The sequence below is a fragment of the Parabacteroides provencensis genome (genome assembly GCF_900232875.1).
Taxonomy (GTDB): domain Bacteria; phylum Bacteroidota; class Bacteroidia; order Bacteroidales; family Tannerellaceae; genus Parabacteroides; species Parabacteroides chinchillae.
This window is the reverse complement of the sequence record NZ_LT960490.1, coordinates 337,072-356,682: the sequence shown is the minus strand read 5'-3', so window position 1 is coordinate 356,682 and position 19,611 is coordinate 337,072. Positions and strand designations below refer to the sequence as shown.

26 protein-coding genes and 1 pseudogene are annotated in these 19,611 nt (G+C 40.4%); 2 read left to right on the top strand and 25 right to left on the bottom strand.

Features of this window, described 5'->3' with window-relative positions; genetic code table 11:
- The 8 genes and pseudogenes from CTY47_RS16950 to CTY47_RS12905 all read right to left on the bottom strand — a co-directional run.
- Positions 1-353: pseudogene (locus CTY47_RS16950) on the bottom strand (hypothetical protein); the annotation flags it as partial.
- Between the two features lie 13 nt (positions 354-366).
- Positions 367-978, bottom strand: a complete 612-nt coding sequence (locus CTY47_RS12935; RefSeq protein ID WP_143813393.1) for a hypothetical protein — start codon at positions 976-978, stop codon at positions 367-369.
- Between the two features lie 25 nt (positions 979-1,003).
- On the bottom strand, positions 1,004-1,792 hold the full coding sequence (locus CTY47_RS12930; protein WP_233202184.1) for a chromosome partitioning protein ParB: 789 nt from the start codon (positions 1,790-1,792) through the stop codon (positions 1,004-1,006).
- A 22-nt stretch (positions 1,793-1,814) separates the two neighbouring features.
- Positions 1,815-2,639 carry a hypothetical protein gene (locus CTY47_RS12925; RefSeq protein WP_099465189.1) on the bottom strand — a complete coding sequence of 275 codons (825 nt, stop codon included), beginning with the start codon at positions 2,637-2,639 and terminating at the stop codon, positions 1,815-1,817.
- Position 2,640: 1 nt separating this feature from the next.
- A complete protein-coding gene (locus tag CTY47_RS17455) occupies positions 2,641-3,786 on the bottom strand; it encodes a collagen-like triple helix repeat-containing protein (RefSeq protein ID WP_233202183.1) in 1,146 nt (381 codons plus the stop codon).
- Between the two features lies 1 nt (position 3,787).
- Entirely contained in the window at positions 3,788-4,711 is a 924-nt protein-coding gene (locus tag CTY47_RS12915; protein WP_099465188.1) for a hypothetical protein, read from the bottom strand.
- A complete protein-coding gene (locus CTY47_RS12910; RefSeq protein WP_099465187.1) occupies positions 4,708-5,115 on the bottom strand; it encodes a hypothetical protein in 408 nt (135 codons plus the stop codon). Before CTY47_RS12910 ends, CTY47_RS12915 begins: the two co-directional genes overlap by 4 nt.
- Positions 5,115-8,810 (bottom strand): hypothetical protein, encoded by a 3,696-nt coding sequence (locus CTY47_RS12905; protein ID WP_143813392.1) that lies wholly within the window; start codon positions 8,808-8,810, stop codon positions 5,115-5,117. Before CTY47_RS12905 ends, CTY47_RS12910 begins: the two co-directional genes overlap by 1 nt.
- Before the next feature lie 81 nt (positions 8,811-8,891).
- On the opposite strand from CTY47_RS12905, the gene CTY47_RS16815 reads away from it, so the two are divergent.
- A complete protein-coding gene (locus tag CTY47_RS16815; RefSeq protein WP_143813391.1) occupies positions 8,892-9,086 on the top strand; it encodes a hypothetical protein in 195 nt (64 codons plus the stop codon).
- Between the two features lie 98 nt (positions 9,087-9,184).
- Positions 9,185-9,772, top strand: coding sequence for a hypothetical protein (locus CTY47_RS12900; protein WP_099465185.1), 588 nt, complete (start codon positions 9,185-9,187; stop codon positions 9,770-9,772).
- Between the two features lie 35 nt (positions 9,773-9,807).
- Here CTY47_RS12900 and CTY47_RS12895 read toward each other — a convergent pair whose 3' ends face one another.
- From CTY47_RS12895 to CTY47_RS12815, 17 genes are all read right to left on the bottom strand, one after another.
- Complete coding sequence (locus CTY47_RS12895) at positions 9,808-10,761, bottom strand: DUF6414 family protein (RefSeq protein ID WP_099465184.1); 954 nt, start codon at positions 10,759-10,761, stop codon at positions 9,808-9,810.
- Between the two features lie 137 nt (positions 10,762-10,898).
- Positions 10,899-11,333 (bottom strand): hypothetical protein, encoded by a 435-nt coding sequence (locus tag CTY47_RS12890; protein WP_099465183.1) that lies wholly within the window; start codon positions 11,331-11,333, stop codon positions 10,899-10,901.
- A 68-nt stretch (positions 11,334-11,401) separates the two neighbouring features.
- On the bottom strand, positions 11,402-11,563 hold the full coding sequence (locus CTY47_RS17125) for a hypothetical protein (RefSeq protein WP_199163425.1): 162 nt from the start codon (positions 11,561-11,563) through the stop codon (positions 11,402-11,404).
- 35 nt (positions 11,564-11,598) lie between these two features.
- Positions 11,599-12,015: a hypothetical protein gene (locus CTY47_RS12885; protein ID WP_099465182.1), complete on the bottom strand. Its 417-nt coding sequence runs from the start codon at positions 12,013-12,015 to the stop codon at positions 11,599-11,601.
- Between the two features lie 43 nt (positions 12,016-12,058).
- On the bottom strand, positions 12,059-12,583 hold the full coding sequence (locus CTY47_RS12880; RefSeq protein ID WP_099465181.1) for a hypothetical protein: 525 nt from the start codon (positions 12,581-12,583) through the stop codon (positions 12,059-12,061).
- A gap of 2 nt (positions 12,584-12,585) precedes the next feature.
- The gene (locus tag CTY47_RS12875; protein WP_099465180.1) at positions 12,586-12,969 is read right to left on the bottom strand and encodes a hypothetical protein; all 384 of its coding nucleotides are present in this window, start codon (positions 12,967-12,969) and stop codon (positions 12,586-12,588) included.
- Positions 12,969-13,541, bottom strand: a complete 573-nt coding sequence (locus CTY47_RS17450) for a DUF2829 domain-containing protein (RefSeq protein WP_233202182.1) — start codon at positions 13,539-13,541, stop codon at positions 12,969-12,971. The genes CTY47_RS12875 and CTY47_RS17450 overlap by 1 nt, the downstream gene beginning before the upstream one ends.
- Positions 13,541-13,837, bottom strand: a complete 297-nt coding sequence (locus CTY47_RS12860; RefSeq protein WP_099465179.1) for an HK97 gp10 family phage protein — start codon at positions 13,835-13,837, stop codon at positions 13,541-13,543. Before CTY47_RS12860 ends, CTY47_RS17450 begins: the two co-directional genes overlap by 1 nt.
- Positions 13,828-14,142, bottom strand: coding sequence for a hypothetical protein (locus CTY47_RS12855; protein ID WP_099465178.1), 315 nt, complete (start codon positions 14,140-14,142; stop codon positions 13,828-13,830). Before CTY47_RS12855 ends, CTY47_RS12860 begins: the two co-directional genes overlap by 10 nt.
- Positions 14,139-14,456 (bottom strand): DUF6706 family protein, encoded by a 318-nt coding sequence (locus CTY47_RS12850; RefSeq protein WP_099465177.1) that lies wholly within the window; start codon positions 14,454-14,456, stop codon positions 14,139-14,141. Before CTY47_RS12850 ends, CTY47_RS12855 begins: the two co-directional genes overlap by 4 nt.
- Entirely contained in the window at positions 14,456-14,779 is a 324-nt protein-coding gene (locus tag CTY47_RS12845; protein ID WP_099465176.1) for a hypothetical protein, read from the bottom strand. The genes CTY47_RS12850 and CTY47_RS12845 overlap by 1 nt, the downstream gene beginning before the upstream one ends.
- A 10-nt stretch (positions 14,780-14,789) precedes the next feature.
- Positions 14,790-15,881, bottom strand: coding sequence for a hypothetical protein (locus CTY47_RS12840; RefSeq protein WP_099465175.1), 1,092 nt, complete (start codon positions 15,879-15,881; stop codon positions 14,790-14,792).
- A 17-nt stretch (positions 15,882-15,898) separates the two neighbouring features.
- Complete coding sequence (locus CTY47_RS12835) at positions 15,899-16,498, bottom strand: head fiber protein (protein ID WP_099465174.1); 600 nt, start codon at positions 16,496-16,498, stop codon at positions 15,899-15,901.
- A 5-nt stretch (positions 16,499-16,503) separates the two neighbouring features.
- On the bottom strand, positions 16,504-17,142 hold the full coding sequence (locus CTY47_RS12830; RefSeq protein ID WP_099465173.1) for a hypothetical protein: 639 nt from the start codon (positions 17,140-17,142) through the stop codon (positions 16,504-16,506).
- A gap of 167 nt (positions 17,143-17,309) precedes the next feature.
- Positions 17,310-17,672: a helix-turn-helix domain-containing protein gene (locus tag CTY47_RS12825; protein ID WP_099465172.1), complete on the bottom strand. Its 363-nt coding sequence runs from the start codon at positions 17,670-17,672 to the stop codon at positions 17,310-17,312.
- Positions 17,673-17,682: 10 nt separating this feature from the next.
- Positions 17,683-17,982: a type II toxin-antitoxin system HigB family toxin gene (locus CTY47_RS12820; protein ID WP_099465171.1), complete on the bottom strand. Its 300-nt coding sequence runs from the start codon at positions 17,980-17,982 to the stop codon at positions 17,683-17,685.
- 139 nt (positions 17,983-18,121) lie between these two features.
- On the bottom strand, positions 18,122-19,600 hold the full coding sequence (locus CTY47_RS12815) for a phage portal protein (RefSeq protein ID WP_099465170.1): 1,479 nt from the start codon (positions 19,598-19,600) through the stop codon (positions 18,122-18,124).
- Positions 19,601-19,611: the final 11 nt, after the last annotated feature.

Here is a 19,611-nt window from a genome sequence, read left to right as displayed (position 1 = left end):
AAATCCTTATCAATCCACAACTCTTGGTTCGCTACTTCCACACCACCGGATAGGACAGATATAAAAAACTTGTTGCTAAACTCGTCCTGTGCTTTTATCTCCTGCAATTTTGCTTGTCTGGCCGTCTCTAACGGATCAGGATCAGGCATTGGCTCCGGCGCAGGGGTAAGCTCCATGTGCCAAACTTCAAGCGGTGTAGCATTAGGATGCGCGGCGTGAAAAGCTGCCTGTTCGTCACTAAGGGCTAGATAAGCCCCATTGTCGTAGTCTTCTAGCGTTGTGCCGACCTTATAGGAGGCTGGGAGTATATCTGTATGCTCCCAAAAGCCGTTGTTTTTGTTAATGTATATCATAATCTATAAATTTTTAAATAAGTTCCCCAAACGGTCTAGTGTAGTAGCCGTTTGTTTTGTAAAGCATTGCTACATAGATATCAGACCAATACACTCCATAACAGCCTCCGGTACCATACTGCGTAGAAGCTAAAGAATAATCCGTTTTATCAGATATACCTCCTCCCAGCAAGCTTAATAGTTCGTCTATTTCCGTCTTGTTATCTCGTGCAATAATCCATTCACCAACCGCTGGTAAATATCCTCTTTGCCCATTCGGAAACGTATAATTAAAGCAATACTCCGCTGCAGGAGCATTGCCTGCTCCAAGTTGGGATATAATGTGCTCTGTATTTGATTTGCCGTTATAATCAGTTTTTGCAGTGTCTATATTTGTAGTAGTAGTAACCCCTGTTAGTAATTTACCATTTCCTCCATAGCTTAATTTTGTGGGTGATTGATTTAATGCTACAAGAAACTCAGCATTAGGATTTATTACTGCTATACCATTGGGTATTAAATCACGTGTTGTCCCTAGCCATTCAGCTTGTGTGTAATAACGCCCTTTAATGTCCTGTATATATATACCTTCGGCTGTAGGCTTTTTTCTACCGGTATCATTTGTCATTATTATCCTTTTCGGCATAGCTCAGTTATTTTCCCATTTTGAATTAATTACTCAATGATTCTACAATTTTTTTCTCTCTGTCCGAAAGTTCCCAAACTATGATATTTTCTTTCTCTGCTGCTGCTTTCTCTGCTGCTGCTTTCTCTGCTGCTGCTTTCTTCGACAATAAATATCCTGCTCCGAATAAGGACTTCTTATGCGTTTTTTGACTATCTAGTCCTCCTATGTGATATACATCATTCTTTTTAAATTGCATTGATACACCACGTTCTAAGCACCATTGCATTGCCGAAACGGTAAGCACTTCATTAGGATACTTATATTTTGGTCGATTTGCCTTTTTTAGTTCATTTATCTTTTCCAATTCTCGGTAAAGATCAGGATCAGACATCGCCATTGTATCGTCAAATAGATTAGATATAAACGAAGTCTTCACCTTTGCGCCATTTTCATATGTAATGGAAGCACCTACAACTATTCTGGTATAATCTACTCTTGGCGAAAACAATGTAAGATGTGGAGCGAAAAGAAAGAATTTGATATCATTGTCAATATAAAATCTAGCTATTTTTGATATAATAGAAAATGGAGGATTATCAACAACAATACATCCATCTGGATATTCGTAATTCTCGTAGTCTCCACCTGGATAAAATGGACGCACTATTTCCGCGCCTTTTATATTGCATTTTTCTGAAACATATTTCAACACGCAATTATATACTTCAGGGGGAGTGTAGCAATCATCTGTAGTTTTCTTTGTTTTAAATTTATCTACAAATGCATCATAATCCTCAAACACTGTTTTTTTATTGTTTCTATCTGCCATCATTTGTTTATAGTTTTTTTCCAAATTAAACCCTAAATACATACTTGCTATGGATATAGCGCACAGAGATAGCCGTAACCTTACCCGCAGGGCAAGTAACAGACGTCTCGTTACTCTGGCAATTATCTGCGTTTGGTAAAGGCTGATCAAAGTCATCCGACCCGCTATTAAGGATGTCGATCATGTATTCCTCGCCTTCGGCAGGAGCACTGGCAAATGAAATTGGACTAGCAGCAGACAAAGTAGCCTTGATGGAGTAATTTGTAACTGGCAGATCGGTAAGTGTTGTTACTTCTGTAACATCCTTAAACCGTAAGGAGTCTGCAACTTTCTGTTTTTCTTCGTCACTATAATTGTTATCCGTGTGTACATAAGCTGCATCCTTAACTACATTATCATCGTTTTGTAATTGTGAGGTTTTAATAGGGACTTCCGACCACCCTTCATTCTTCCGTCCGTACGTCTTACCGTCTGCCGGAGCATCTTCTGAGATAACGCCGTCTTGACCCTTAAGGTTCGGAGTCGTCGTTGTCCCATCTTTATCTGTAATATCAAGCCGATATATATCATTCGTGTTATCGGCATTCTCTACTATTGTGGGAGAAAAGCCGGGTTCTCCAGTTTCTCCGGTAGGACCAATTATGCTTTCTCCTTGATCACCGGTATTGCCTTTCTGAGCGACAAGCGACCAATTTGCGCCTTCCGCGGGTGTATTACCTATATTATTGTTTATAAGGCTTACCCAGCTACTACCAAGGTACGACACAACGTCCAGCCTGTTGTATGTTACCCCGGCATCATATACCCCTTTGGGGACATAAGCAACTCTACCTAAATCTACTCCTGCCATATTATTGTATTTGTGGGTTAAATATTAAATGTCCTGATTCGTTGATATCAAAAGTTGCCGGATCAGTAATATTGTTTACGATAAGGTGGGCATCATCGTTTATCTCAAATGTCGGATAAATAATACCGTCACCTGTTGACTGGATTTCTGACCAAGCGCCATCTTGACGTGCATATTGCTTTCCATCCTTCGGGGCTTCCGGGAAATTATTAGGCTCAATATACTCCTCAAAATCACCCTCTGCGCTACCATCCTGACGTGTTTTCATCAAGTATCTTTTACCGGCAATAAGAGAGGATGCGTTCAATGCCGTAACGTTACCTGTTCCGGGATCACCTTTGTCTCCCTTTTCTCCCGGATCACCTTTCAGACCTTGTTCGCCCTGTAAACCCTGCGGCCCTTGAATACCTTGAATACCCTGTTCTCCGGTATCGCCTTTTTCTCCTTTATCGCCTTTTGCCCCAGTATCACCCTTAGCATAAATAGTTGTTTTAACATACTGCTGATTTTCAATATCCCATTCGTACACATAGTTGTCATCTCCTATGTATGTCGGATGGGTTGCAACATTTAATGCAGCTCCAGCAGCTTCGATAGCCCCCTGTTTTGCCGTGTTTGTATCGGTGATAACTTGACTCACCTCTTGCGAAATACGAACCATTTCCTGACGCACTTCAGCAGCGGCATCGGTGGCGGGTTTCATTAACTCTGCTTTATCAGCTTCTGTAAGATCGGCAAAATGCAGCTTCAACAAATCAACCTCAGCTGGCGTCAGATCAGTAAATTTCATCTTCAACTCTTCACGGTCGAAAATATTCACAAACGCACTATCCGGTTCGCCTTCATATTTCATTTGAAGCGTACCGTTCACTTTTCGAAATATAGGCTTCTCCCCTTTCGGTCCGCGCAGTTTCTCTATCTCAATGAGGTTGTTCCATAAACCGTTAGCCCCCTGCTTCCAAAGGATGTATTTATCGTTTATCCCTAAAAACGCACTAAGGCCGGGATCGCCCTGTTTCCCTTTCATTGCAGAGGGTAAAGCACGTTTAGCCCTTCCCCCTTGAATGATCAGGATCATATCATTATCGGTTATCGTTCCGGCTACCGGAAGCAAATTAGCCTTTATTATTTCAAACTCTTCTGCCATATCAATTGAATACTATTATTCTACCTTGTTCATCTGCCAATAACCCAAAGTCTGGATCTTTAAGTACCCTGTAACGAATATCACCACCTGCATCCACCCAGCTTACAACAGGAGCGACGACGGAGATTGTAAACCTTACAGCTACTTGATCTTCTCGCCATATCTCCACCAAGAAAGAAGGACAATCCGAGTAGTACACCTGGATGATACCGTCCAACGTCTTAATATATAATTCCTGATTTCCTACACCGGATATCTGGCTAAAGAACGCCCGGTAGTTATTCAGAAACCCTTCCACACTTCCAGCCAGCATCCAGAGGGACAGCTTTATTTCCCGATGCTGGGTTTTAACCGTAGAAAGGTCTACCGTCCGGCCATCGGTAAACGGCGCCTTAACCGCCGGATATTTCAAGATATCCTCCTGGTTATCGTCCGATCCTATACCGAAGTCTGCAAAGTCTATCCCATTAATAGCATACTGCCCGCGAAGCCCTATACCGCCGGCCGGAGTTGCCGGATAAATGGCGTGGTCGTCTTCCGTAAAGGACAGCTCGAATGATGACAGGTTCTCTCCGGCATTAAATGGAATGAACTTGTCATAGGAGATTCCGGCATTGAACCGTAAACGATTGGTCATGCCGGGAATAAGATCAAATTCCCGATAGCCTGGAGCGGACAGATCAGCAACAAACTTCCTATACCCGGACCAGAACTGCTCAAGCGTTTCTGCCTTCATGAGGAACTTTAGTTTAACTGTTTTAGGTTCGAACTCCACAACAGACAAATCCGGATCGATCCCGTCAGCTTCAGCCCAGTTGTTATATTTGACCGCCTTACGTTTGGGGTATTTCAGAAGATCATCAAAAGAACCTTCCAATAACTTACATCCCCATTCAGTATATATGTCTTTTCCATCTATTGTCATAATATACGTGCTGTATGGTCCTTATGAGTTATTACCTTACCGTCAGCGTTCTTTACGAACACCACGGCATAGTTACTCGCATGAATCTCGGCTTCCGCCCCGTGCATCAGGATCACGTTGTAGCGGCCGATCATATCAAAATGAAGGATTGCTTTAGAACCGGCCAGAAATACCTTTACCCGATTAGTTAGCTCTACATCTGTCTCGATATAGATTCCCATGCTCTCAGCCTTCTCGCCCCGGAACTCCCGTAGCTGTTCCATAGACGGGAAATTATTCTTCGTACAGAACTCCGTCCCCTGCGGTGTCAGAAGAAGGCGCATAAGATCTTCTTTACTCTCTGTACCATGTAAGAGGCGGCAAGCACCTAATTTATTTGCTATTTCAAAAAATTCTTTGTCCATCACATCTTTACTTTTACGTCAATAGTTCCTTCTAAGGCATCTGCCGTGTTACGGGTATTCTGTTCTACTTTATCAGCAACAGTTTTGATTTCTTTTGTATTCTCGGCGATCTGCTCGGTGTTCTTTTCCACCTTATCTGATAATTCGCGGATGGCTTTCACATCTTCCCAACCTCTGGACTGCATATCATAGATCAATTTCATTTGTTCACGGATAGGCTGCATACTGTTACGGATATCCTCCATGATTACACGGGTTGCGCCGGTTTGTCCGGCCAGTAAATCAATGCTTTCCTGCGAGGCTTTGGCATACGCGCCTTTTAATGAATCATCAGACACCTCTTCTTCCGGTTGATCCTCTTTGAAGTATTTATCAGCCCAACCAAACTGCCTGTCCAACTTATCGACTAATTCCTGTGCCTTCTGGTCGAGGTAATTTTGTTCCCAATCGCTGATATAATCGTCAGACCAGAACTCAAGCAGTTTTTCCCGGATCTCTTTCATGGGGTCAGAGGCAGCGGCCTTGATAGATTCCTGGATCATGTTCTTGATCATCTTCCGAACAAGGTCTTTTGCGGATTCTGCCTTATCTTCACCAGCCGCCCATGCTTCAGCGTAAGCACTGGCAAAATCATCAATAGCCGACTTGATATCACTACCAAAGATGGCGTCTTTGCCGGCCTCCTTATTATCAGCAATAGCCTGGTTGATCTCATCGATCTGATCCTGCCAATCCTTAATTCTATCCTTGTCTGTTTTCTTCTTGTCCTGCTCTTCACGGATTTGTTGCTGGATAAGGACTTTTTGTTGTTCCAGAAGTTTGTTTTGCTGATCGATCAATTTAGAGGCGTCTTTAGAAAACACTTTCTCTATCTCGTCACCCAGCTTTTCATAGGATTTATCAAGAACATCAATTTGATCCTGCAATCGTTCTATTTTCTTCTCATGCCGCTTGTCATTGTTGAAGATGTTGAACACGGAGGTTAAAACGCCGATACTACCCTGTATGATACCGACTGGATTAGCAGAAGCGATACTTGTCGCTAACTGGCTGGTCGCCCCCATCAGGTTAGAAATATCCCCTAATAGCTGTTGTGTGGCTTCGTCACCTGCCAAACCCATATCAGTAAGTCCACCGACAACAGCATCAAAGCTACCTTTAACCATGTCAATTGATGCAGCCGCATCCCGGAACATTTCTTTCAGAGCATTCTTCTTTGTTACATCATCTTCGGCTTTCTTGTACTCTTTCAGGTGCTTTGAAAGCAACCCGAAGGGATTCATCGTTCGGATCTTCTCATCGACCTCTTTTAAGCTATTGGTAACAGCCTGGGCATCTATAGGATTCAGTTTTAATCCTTTGGCCTTTTCTTTAATGGTGTTGCTCAATTTCTCTAACTGCTGAATTGTCAGATTATCGAGATTTCCAAATAACTGTTGCCATTCGTCCGATTCTTGGAGCATCTGACCGTTAAGAGCGGACAACGCTTTTTGCTTACCTTCCATCAGTTTAGCGACCAGATAAGCGTCTTTTGATTCAACAGCAACGGCAATATCTGTGTCCCATTTATCTCGAAGGTCTTTCTCCTTTTGCTTGTAATCATTCAAATTGTCTAAAAGGGCACGATACGTTTCCTGCTGCTGGGCCTTGTCAATATTGGTGGTGTACGATTTGTGCTCATCTTTAGTCATTCCACCTGTCTTTAGCTGCTCGTTAGCCCATTTACGCTCTTCTGCGTACCTGGTTTTGATAGCAGACAGCTTCCGTTGTTCCTCGTTCAGGAAAACGTCAGTCAGAGCCTTTGTGCGCTGTTTATATTCTTCGGCGTATTCTTTCTCTATGCGAGCTATATCCGCTCTCTCCTTCTCTTTAGCCGCCAACTCACGGTTATCGAAAGTAGTGATAACGGCAGGATCCTCTTTATCTTTCGATTCCTTGATTTTCTTCTGATACTCTTCCTTCTCTTTTTGGATGGAGGCGATAGTGTCTTTTGTTTCCTGTTCAGCAAGGGCGATACGCTTGGCTTTACCGTTTTCCATTGCGGCGATACGAGCGGATTGGAGTTTGAGTTCACTGTCAAGAATGGAACGGGATAGCTCTTGCTGGGTTTTAAGATATTGCTTATCTTTATTGTTAAGCATATTTGTCTGCCTTAAAAGGGCACGTTGGGAAGCTGACCGTTGCGCTACCAATTTACTAAGATCTGCTTCCGCTTGTGCTTCTTTTTGTTTAGCATCTTTATTTGAATGAGATAAAGCGTTCGTGTCCCTTATTATTTCATATCTTTCCTTGGCAAGCTCTATTTCCTTATTGAACATCTCATCAGTCAATTTCGATGCCTCTTTTATCGCCTTGGATCGTTCCGACTCAGAAACACTTTCATCATAAGCCTTCTCCCTTAATTCATTGATTTTCGCTTCTAACTTGGCTCGTTCAATTAAATTATCCCTCTCTTTAACATCTAACGCATTCTGTTTTTCAGCAATAGCCATTCTCTGCTCTGCTTTTTTATTTGTCTCATTCATGAATGAAGACAACTTGCTTCCGGCATCTTCTATGCCAGTTACCCCTTGTAAATAAGCATTCCCCAAACCACTTAGGCCACCAGAGAAATCGCCAGAAAATATTTTCCAAATAGACTCTCCCATTTTTCCAACCACTTTCAGGCGATTCATAACCTGCCCTTCGAGAAAGTCCGTTAAATCAGTTAAAGCCTCTTTGGGCTTTGTGAAAGCCTTATACAGCCATTCCCCTACATCATCAACAACGTCTAGTACACTATCTAAGGTCTGCTTAAAATATGCACTCGCCACATTTAAGGCATTCTGACCTTCTTCCGTTCTATTGAACCATGAAGTTAAAGCGGCCAAACCCGCTGAAATAGCTGCCAGTACAGTACCTATTGGGGTTGCGATAAAAGTAAGTGATGCTTTTGTTAATGTCTTAATCGATGTAGCGACTTGCCCCACAGGGCCGGGAATAGATTGAATAGCATTAAACATCTCCTTATTTGAAACTACAACATCACCAGCCGTTTTTTTATAAAGAGCATACTCATCTTTCAGCTTCTTTACGGACAAACGAGATTTTGCCTGTTCTTGTTGGAGTCCGAAAAGTGTTGCTTTTTCTTCATCTAACGCCTTTTTTGCCGCAGTAAGTTCAGATAGTACCTGGTCACTATTTGTATTAAACTTGCCAAGGTTAGCATAAGTGGTAGCAAGCCTCTTCACATCAGATTCAACATCTCTAACTATCGACTTCTGATTAATAATTTTGCCTGTTAGGTCATTTAATGCAGAAGAACTTTGATATATCTTATCTTTAAAATTCTGGTCCAGTTCACTACCAGCTTTAGCAGCAGCCGAGACCATTGTATCCAGCTCTTTGGTATTCTTCGCAAGCTGTACTTCCATTGCACGCAAAGTAGCAGGGGCGGTATTACCGTCCATTCCAGAGAGTGTTGATTTCAATTTCTCAATCTCCGTCCTTAGCCTGATAACGTTCTCGTAGTCCGATCCTACTTTGAAATAAAGACCTGCCATATATGCCGAATCAATGTTTTGGATAAAAGTATATTGGAATAAAAGACTATCCGTTATTTCATAGTTGAAAGAAACCCACAATGGGATGATTGTGGGAAATTTATATAAAGGTATTCTGAATGAAGAGGAAAGGGAGGACTTCTTGGGTGTCATACACAACAATAAGACGATTGTCGTGTATTTATTGGGGAATATCCTTTTTTTGAGGGGTATTTTTGCTGAAAACAAACTACTATGGCGCTTATAAATTGTCCCGAATGTGGTAAAGAGATAAGTGATAAGGCGATTAGTTACCCTCACTGTGGCAATCCTATGCATCAACCTATACATAGTGAAGAATATCTCTGTTGCCCTAAATGTCATTCACGAGAACTTCACACAGAACAAAAAGGATTCAGCAGGGAAGAGCTTTCGCCGGGGCTGTTGTAGCTGGTAGGATTGGCTTGCTGGCAGGCACTCTTGGAAGTAATAATGTGCAGATCACCTGTTTAAAGTGTGGAACTAAATTTAAGATGGAGGAGTGAAGTATGAATTGGACAGAAACGGAAACAATTATTACTATATGTACTGGAATTGTTACTTTAACACAATTTTTTCTATGGAAATATTTTGCTTGTAATAAATCCTATGAGTTAGAAAAAGGTAAAAATATTGCAACAAAAGAAGATATACGCGAAATAACCAAAGAAATAGAGTCCGTTAAATCTTATTTTAATCAAGAACTTGAAAATCACAAAATTAAGCTTTTAAAAGATTTTGAGTCTTCTAAAAATGTCATTGATATATGTAACAAGATTGATACTCAACTACTACGCTTGCTAATAGAATGCCAGTATAATATTTTTATTGATTACGAAAATTATCATAATGACTTAGAAACTAACAGAGCTAAAAACAGTATAATAAAATTAGGCATATACCTAATTCAATATAAATCAAGATATGATAATAATCTATTTGCAAAAGAGATCATTGAAGGATATAAAAAACTTAATGATTTTTACGAATACTGTGATTATATTCAAACTTTTGAAGAGCCTGAATATATAAAAATCATTGAGTTTGTTGATTATCAAATAACAATGTTACTGTGCTATTTTCTACCTAAACTGTAAAATGATAAAAGCTGGAGGTTAGTCCGGCTTTTATTTCATAATTCCCTATATATAGCAATTGGGTCAATGATACATTCATTGCTTAATCTGCCAACAAATAGATTTTCTATATTTGCTATTTTATCAACAATGTTTTGTGTTGCTTTTTTTAATCCAACAGGCTCCTCGCTGGTCTTCTCATCTTTTTCCAAATCAGACCATTCAACCGAGTTCTCTCCTGTTTGAGTAATTAAACCTAATATTTTAAACTCAGACTCCGTTCTCCTCGAATATTTAGCAATTAGTACATCTTCTGTTTCCCTCAAATATTCACGATTTAATATTGATGAAAAAGTTATTTTGTTTTCATTAGATGGTATTATAAACTCTAGTTGTTTTTTGTATCCATATTCCAAGATCAAACTTAATCGATCTATAAAACCATCATCCAGTATCAAGCCTTCTTCTTCTAATGCTTTTTTGTATTTTACATTAAGGCTTTTAACTAAAGCTTTAGCTTGTGCCTTTCTATCTGGATTTTTAATTATTTTTGATGATTTTGCCAAGTTGAATAAATCATCGTTTAAATTTTTATGAGACATATACCCAAAAGCTTCACCAATACTATTAAATTGATCAACGGTATCTTTTAACATTCCGTAATCATTAAAAATTGCTTTTCCAGACACAATCACAAAAGTCTTATCTGATAATTCTTGAAGAGTAGTTTTATCATCAACTGTAAATAACAAAGAATTATCTTTTAATTTATCTTCAAACAAATTATAAGCAAAATCATGGAAATATCGCTTTTCTGTAGAAGATTGTTCCTTTATAAGTATATCACCTAAAACACTTCCACTTGCGAGTTTTCCTTTTTGTTGTTCTGACTCAGAATGAGATAATTTATTACCAGACAATACATATTCCGTTAGTCCTTCAAAAAGTTGTGAGGATATTGAATACATTTTGTATTCATCTAAATAGACAAAAGATTTAATACTTCCCATTTTCAAATTCTTTTCGACGTTTTTCTCTATTTTTTAAATATTGTTCAATACTATTATTTCTTGTATCAATTATGGATTTTATACCAACATACGCTCCTACGGCACATGATATGCCTACTATAATTAGATAGATAATGCTAATTGTTCCCATGTTCAATAGAGTCTAATTTATTGATAACAGAATTACTAAATATCAGAGAAACAACACATAATCCTATAGAACCATATAATGCGACATTTTTATCTAATAGTTCATAAGAAATTTGTTCTGAAACGTATAACAGACCTAATGTAATAGAAAGAAGGATAATAAAAAAAGTTGACCACCACACTAAAGTTTCTTTATTATCATCATTTATTTCACAAGCAGGGTTACGTCTCATTTTCAATCTTAAACTATTTAACTCATTCATATTTGTCAAGTTCAATGTTAATCCTAAGAATACAAAATCTACTGCATTGAACAGAAACTCCCATTTTCGAGATGATAGAAAAATAAATACAAGAAATCTAATAATAAAAGGTAAAGCCCCCACTATCACAGTATAGTACAACCAACGTCTTTTTTTCATTACTTCCCATATTTACATATAGGACAAATATAGGAATTTAAATGTAACAATTATTCTAAATGTATATTTTATTTTTTCTTCCTCAAAAGTTCCTTCCCAGACATTTTCTTAACTTCTGCCTGGTCTTCATTTTCATAAACAGCCCTCGGCTTATCTGCCATCATTAACAGCAAAAGCAGATAAGGAATTTCCTCGAATACTTCCCGATAAGAAAGATGTAAGTTTTCCATGAACGAGGCAATACTTCCGGCGATGGTTTCCCCTCCTACGACTTTGGTTTTACTATCAGATTCGCCAGCTCCATTGCCGAGCTGGCACACTGAAAAAAATCCTTGCCAGTAATTAAGTTGAAAGCGACAATAAGCGCAGAGCAAAGCTCTTCATGTGTTCCAGATCGTAACTCTTCGGCGACCTTTTCCGATTTTCGCTCGTATCCATCCACGTCTCCAACAATAAGGCAGGATAACCCTTTAACGATATTATCCGAATGTTCAGAGGTGATTTTCATCATCTCTTTAATATCTGCGTCCATTGGTATATCTATAAGAGAAAAATACTTTGTAATCCTCGCTATAACCTTTATTGCTGGTGCTTTCAACACAAAGACCTTCCCACCTACGATTATCGTTTTGCAATAATCACCAACTAAAAGATCGGACATTGTTTTTACTGCTTTATTCATGACTTATGAAATTAGAGGGTGATCGCCCACCCTCATTATTAACTTATCCCTGTGGAACGGCTTCCCCATCTTCCCATCGTTCAATAGGAACACCTGATTTAGTTGGCTTCAGAGCTGTAAAAACAAGGGCTAAGCCAATTGCCTTTTCATTCGCTTTACCAGAAGCGGAAACACCGGCACGTGGAAAAATGATTCTCACACCGTCCTCTGTTGTGGCACGAACGGTAAACTCCTTACTCTCCACATGGTCAGCACGTTCCCATGTACCCGGCTTACTTTCTGAACCCGCTGTAAACTTACCTCCCTGGAACTTAGCCTTAATGTTAAGATCATACATACCTATAGAGGCATTGATCTTAACCGCACCCGGCTTCTTAGAGGAATAATATGTATTTCCAGCTACATCTTTGTAATCCTTGACTTCTGGATCTTCATCCTCATAGGTAAAGGTGTCTTCATGAACTACCGGAACTTCTTCGAAAACAGTACCTTCTGCACCATCAGCCCCGATCGGTGCAACCTCCAGCTTCTGAAGGTTTACAACCACGACTTTTTTATTTTCTGCCATAACTATTTTACATTTAAAACTTCAAACATTATCTTCACATTTACAAAATGACACTTTAACGGTGCATCTTTCTCTTGATTGGTAGAATAGACCTTGTAACGATAGGTAGAGTCATCAAAAGAGGAAACAGAACGTAAACCAGATGCTTGCCGCTCTAATTCAGTCAACCTGCTTTTGTCTGCCATTCCGTTAATATCAGGTACACAGAAATTAACTTCAACGAAACCTTTAATCCAGTAAGTTCCCGGTTTGGGTTCTTTCGGAATGACGGTTATCCTCTCTTCAGTAACTTCCCCTTCCGGTATCGCGTCTTTCTTATAAGTAGGGATACCAAACGGCTTCAAGTCCCGAACCAGAATAGTTTCTATGTCGCCTGTTACTATCATTACCCAACAACCTCCCAATCTTCTGCAAACACATCACTGATAGATGGGACCCAAGAATCAGCACGTCCGGTATTCTCATTGTAGATAATGCACTGCGAAGTGTAATCTACAAAGCCCTTACCTTTCAGAATAAGATCTTTCGCTGATTGCGGAAGCGACTGCATCTTTGGAATAATATCGCTCTCGATATGGGCAGGTACTTGTTTGATTACGAACAAGCCCTTTCCATTCCATCCGCTTCTACGGATAGCTCCACCTTGTTTTAGAACTTCGATCGCGTCACCAAAGCTCATGGCAAAAGACGAATCGGCTTCATCGTATGTCTTCACGAAGATGTCCGGTTTACACGGGTAAAACTCTCCATTTACTCCTTTGATGATATAGTCTCCCGGAGAAGCCTTCATTTCTCCTTCAAGCGTAGGGATAAATAGAGACATAAACGGAGAGGTAACACCATTATCGTAAACATCCGCTTCTAAATGTTTCCCAACAAACTCTTGAATTTCTACTCTATTGAACCCATTATACTTAACAGCCTCAATAACTACTGGTTTCTTTCTGAACTTTCCCATTATTCAAATTTTTCTTTTAAACGTTTCTCCGCCTCCAAAGCGGCACCACTCAATACTTCAAATCCTTTAGCTTCTACATAAGAGGCGTATTCTGTCTCATTCTTCAGTGTCAATCCGGTTTCATCTACTTCATACTCGTTAGACTGTCGAAGAGTACCGGTGATGTCCTGATAATCTCCATGATCCTTAGCATACTGAACAGCTTCCTCTCCTACCTCGGCCATAGCTCCCTTGACTTCTTCATAGAACTCATCAAAAGCCGCATCAACATCTGAGAAGTCAAAATCTACAGCCATATTTCCGCATACTTGAAATAGTTAGACTTACCGGACTTGATAACCTTTCCTTCAGCTCTCACGCTTTCCCCGTCCAGGATTCTCACCTCGGTACCAGCGTTTAGTTTCTCACCCTCATAGACTACATGATAACTATAGTCGTACATTACCCCGTTTACGGAGATTTGCTTCATCACGCCATTATCATCACACCGGCAGGAACCGAAGTCTTTCCAATCCTCTTTCGGGGGGATCGGGTTCATATCCTCGTCAAATGACGGACCGGACACGACCTTGACCATTAATCTATGTGGAGCGAATATCATAAGAACTTGACTTTGGGTTTATCGGTATTGAGTTCGTCTTTCAGCCCGTACTTCTTACACAAGAAAGAATAGTAATCCTTAATACCTTGGATGTTCCAAGACATAGAAAAACCGCTTTCCCCGATTGAGGTTGCACGAAGTAATAGAGAGGGGATGAACTTCGCCATCGCCACAGAGACACGATTGTAGCAATCCTCGTTCATCTCATCCTCTCCGCTTATTTTCGAGGTAAGACACATATCCAAAAGGTCAGCCTCCGACAATTGAATGCCGAAAGTCTGGAACTTTTGCTGTATGTAGTCGTTTACCGTCATCACTCGATACCTAATGCTTCTTTCAAAGCGGAAGTCTTTTCTTCATCCAGTTCGCCTGCTTTAGAAAGAAGTGTTCCCTCTCTCATATTTGCAGTTACAGAGACACCTATAGACTTCAATGCTTCTACAACGTCTTTCTTTTCAAACTCCTGTTCGAAGAGAATAATTCCCTTAGAGGCTTTCTTCTCTTCAATGACTTCAACAAGCTTACGTCCCGACAGGTCTTTTACGCGGATTTCGTCTTCAAAATCAAGAACTGTACCTGGATTGTACACTTCGCCTGTAAACTTGTCGCGGAAAATATCAATCACTTTAATCTTCATGGAATCCTCCTTATCCCTCCGGGACAGCGTTCATGGTTGACAAATCGATATTCACTATCTTATTTGGAGTTGTAAATTCAGGAATCCACTCTGCTGTGTACTCCATGTATCTACCCTCTTCGTCACGATAGTTACATACGGACATCTGACCTTCCGAAGTATTGTAAGAACGTCCCGGAACAGGGTCGGTCATTACATATGGCTTATGGTGGCGCATTTTCATCACCTTATCAGTCTGCAACAACGTAATACGGTTATCCGTATAAATCTGTACGTTCTCTTCGTTCTGATTTTCTACATAATCTTCCTTGATTTCGATTGCAGGAAGACCAATACCCGTAAATACGCTGGATGCCATTTGGTCAGTTACCAATCCCGCGTTAACCATGAACTCGCGTTCACCAAGAATCATCTTGAACTTATCCCCAAACTCGGAAGCACCTACAATGTTCTTCGTAAATGTACCACGAGACATTATCATCTTGGAGAACACACCATATTTAGCTTTCAGCTTTTGAATCTCCTGCTGTAAGTAGGAAATAAACGCATTCTTTACTGAAGCATCAGGAGTAAGAAAATGGAACGGTAACTCAATATCAAGCAGTTCGATATTTTCCTTGTTATCCGCCATATAAACGACAGACTTCCCTGTCATCAGCAATTCAGGAACAACGATATCCATACGCTTATGTGGAGCAAGAAGAATCTGGCGGTAGTCATCAACGATGAAGTCTATGATTTCCTGCAAGATTGTACGCTGATCGGAGGTGTTGGCTGCATTGAACTTGTCAATGATATCCTGCAACTGTGATAAGCGTTCAATATCCATCTGATAGCGGTCGCCCAAGTAAGCAATCTCTGTGTAGCCACTTCCAAGATTACGTCTTTCACGAATAGGTTTCTGGTCGTTCTTGCCAAGAATGGAACCAGCGACAACACCCGTAACAGTGCCTAAATAAGTCTTGAAAACACGGGTTTTGGTTTCCAAGAAATCGCCGTATTGCTTCCAGTAGATTGTATCCAATCTCAGTTGAAGCACACGATCAATCACCGCCTTAACAATGTTGGGGTCTGTAAATAAAGTTTGTATGGTCAAATTCATATCTAAACTTTTTAGGATTAATACTCAAATTGGAAACGACTGGTCAATCCAACCTTATCCAACTCATGGATCGGTAGAATCAGTTTACTTTCCTTCACCTCATACGCCTGCATCAGAAGAGTACAGAGGACAGCGCCATCGCTTTCAACTTTCTTTGCATCATAAAGAACGAAGTTTGCTGTATTCTTTTTCTTTGTTCCATCCACTGAGATAGCTTCAAAAAGAACTGCATCTTTTGCAATATCCTCGCCAAAAGCAGCCTCTGTTGTCAGGACATCATAGTCCTTATTGGCCCTATCTATAGCGGTTACCTTTGCTCCCTTCTTGCCGCTTCCAATAAACATGCCGACATAAGCCAGCGATTTCTTTGCAATCTTGATAGATAAAGCATCCGCCCCGGTTGTATAAGCCTCTACAACTTTTACATTACGAACGGGAACCAGCGTATGCTTCACCAAATCGACTTGAACCGGAGTGAACACAGGTAAGAAAGAACCTACCACAAGGTTGGTAATATCCAACTTGTACGGGCCGGACTTTCTCACGCCAGATTCGACACGGTAAAACTCCTGCGGTTCATACTGCGGAGTCAAGTCATAATGTGTACCTGCTGCCATTTAATTTACTTTTTAGATTCAACAATTTCTTTTGTACCCTCTGAAATCATGCTGGCGATAGCTTCGGTTTCTGTCTTAGTATCACCGCCAGTTTCAGGAGTTTTCACGCTTGCAAATCCTGCGTCTACAAGTTCCTGTTTTGCATCCTTGAAATAAGCATCCAAATCTGCATCTTCGGGAACAGCGTAACGCTTTGCCTGTGATTCGGGAATACCATACTCTTTTGCCTTCGCAAGTACCTGTTCTTGGCGGGTAGCCTGTGCTTTCTCTGTCTCAAATTGGGAAAGTTTATCAGAGAGAGGCTTAACAGCATTAGCCACTGCGTCAGCAATAATCTTTGCCATGTCTGGCTGCTGTTCTGTAGTAGTCTGCTGTTGCGTGGTAATTGTGGTATTCTCGATTGGTTTACCGTCCTTCAAGCCATGTTTTTTCTCATAGTTAGCCACTGCGGAAGCAACTGCACCATTAGCCCGGAAATCACCATAGGAATTTAACACGTCCTGGAAGCCTACTCCATCCGCAATTGTCTGTAATTGGCTTTCGTCCGTCACTCCGGTCGCTCTCTTTTCTGCGATCCGGATTAAAGTAGCTTCATCAACCCCAGGGAATTTGGTTTTGAGTAATGCTAAAATCTTTTCTTTCATACCGTATGAATTTTTGTTTAAAATCTTTGGTATAAAAGTAGATAGCTTACTTATTGAAAGGAAATATTAAGGAAGGTAGTAAACCACAATCGGGTGATTGTGGGAAAGTAAATGAAAAAGGCGCGAAACTGGGGAGGAATCACGCCTATAATAGTAAAAACAATTCTTTAAAAACCTAACATAGCTGCCGGAGGTATGTTTAACACACGGCAAAGTAATCTTGCTATCTTCAAAGTCGGTTCTGAACGACCAGCAAGATAGTCATTAATACGTGAAGGGCTAACTCCTATTTCACCGGCGAGTTGTCTTTGTGTCATTCCTTTTTCTTCAAGAGATAATTCTATCAATTCAGATACAGTTGGTTTCTCAATTGGATAGTGTTCCTTTTCATAGGCAATCACTATATCAGACATAACAGAGAGTTCTACTGCACTCTTGTCGTTTGCAGGAGTATCGTCTTCAACCATCGGTAGAAGTTCTTCTATTCTTGCCAATGCAAATTCGTATTGTTCCTTACTAACTTTATTCATATCCTATATCTTAAATGGTTGAACAATCAATTTTATCATAATCTTTATGAGTACCCACCCAGCGGATGAATATATAACCCATTGTAAACTTTACGACAACTACCAACCGATAATTGTTGCCCCTGATATTAAAAACATAATGCTGGTTGCCTACATAATCAGCAGAAAGAAAATCAACCTTAATATCAGATAAGTTTTTCCATTCAGCCTTTTCTGCAATATCATACCAACGTTCAAGAGCTACGCGCGAATCTTCATAACCTTTCGTTTCGTAGAAATCTTTCAGCTTCTTATGTGATACTATTCTCATTACTCTTTCATTTGATACAAAAATACAAAATAATTCTGTATTACAAAATTTTTACAAGGAATTTATTTTACATAATAGAATTTAGATAATAAAAAAGCGGAACTAAATAGCCCCGCTCATTAATATCATATTATCACAACTATGCTGCTGTAGGAGAATTACTTTGTTTTTCTGCCTTTTGGCTCATATCTTCTTCAATTTCCTTCAACTCTTCATCTATGCGATCCATGTTCCCAGCGAATATTATACCTTCTCGACGTGACCATATTCCACCATTTACAGCGGAGACAGCAGTAGATACTTTATCTGATACGTTATCAATCATGTACGGGACAATTTCCACATCAACGTCAATCGTTTCGGAAGCCTTTTCAAAATTGGTATTGATAGAGCCTAATGCAGAGACAAGGAAGTTTACCCTTCGTTGCATGAAGCTACCTATTTCCTCGGAGTGATTTTCTACTGCCATGTGAGCACCCATAAAGACATAGCGGAAGGCTTCGCCGGACAAAGCATTGCCTGTCCCTTTCAGGTTCTCAAAGGAGATACGCGGTGTATTAGTAAGTGCATAAGCCTTTTCTGTCAATCCCTCGGCCTCAAATTTAACCGTATCTGGCACCTGATTCCATGTCAGATATGAAGCGTTTGCACCCTGCCCTGTGAGTTGAACCATCCTATTCCTCAATTCGCCTGCAAATTTCTCGATCTCCCCAAAAAGCATTAAGATAGGGAAGAAATGATAGTCGACGCAATCGGCATAGCTGGACAAAAGCTTCTCTAAGCGCACACGAATGGTACGAATCTTATTACAATATGCCTCTGAACGATAGCTGTATATTACAGGCAGTTTCTTAAAGCCATGCTTGAAAGCGGAAACCATCTCCCAACCTTTGTCTAACTCCCACTGGTAAACTGCATCTTTCGTCACAGTCATAAAACAGGTGATTTCGTAGTCGTCCAGGTCTTTCTTTTTGTACTCACGGGAGAAAGCGACCATATCGCCCGAGTCATCGAAGAATGGATACAGTTTATCACCCCGAAAGGGAGACCAGAGGACACTACGAAGCTTATACTGTGGAACAGCCTTACCGAACAGGTTAGATACCTTCGCTTTCAACTTAGACCAGAAGCCATCGTCTTTCGTCACGTACCAATACTCAGCACACTCCTGTTCCGATAGCCAGGAACGGACGATCTTTCGGTTCTGGTACTTGATTTTGTTCTTCTTCAGAACTTGCTTGAGAGCCTCGAAGATGCCTTTCTCTGATTCTTCAGGGGCACAGTCCATCTTCGGCTCAGTACCAACGGTGAAAGCCGTTTGGATGTTCACGATATCCTGTTCCAAAGGAAGAGCAATCCGGTTAGGATCAACCTTCTTTGTCTTTTTCGGGATGACAGTAGTCTTGCCTGTCTTTTCGTCAAATACCTCTTTCTCCTGCTCAATGGTGATTTCAATCTGTGGATACTTTTCTTCATCCATGATGATTTCATGCTTATTGGGGTCCCAATCAGCATATAGTTTCTCCCGGTCTGGAAGTTGAGTTTTCCGGCCTTTTTTCAGATAGTAGATTTTGCGGTCTATATCTTCGAGTGCTAAAATTTCATCTATCGTTTTCATTTGATTATATT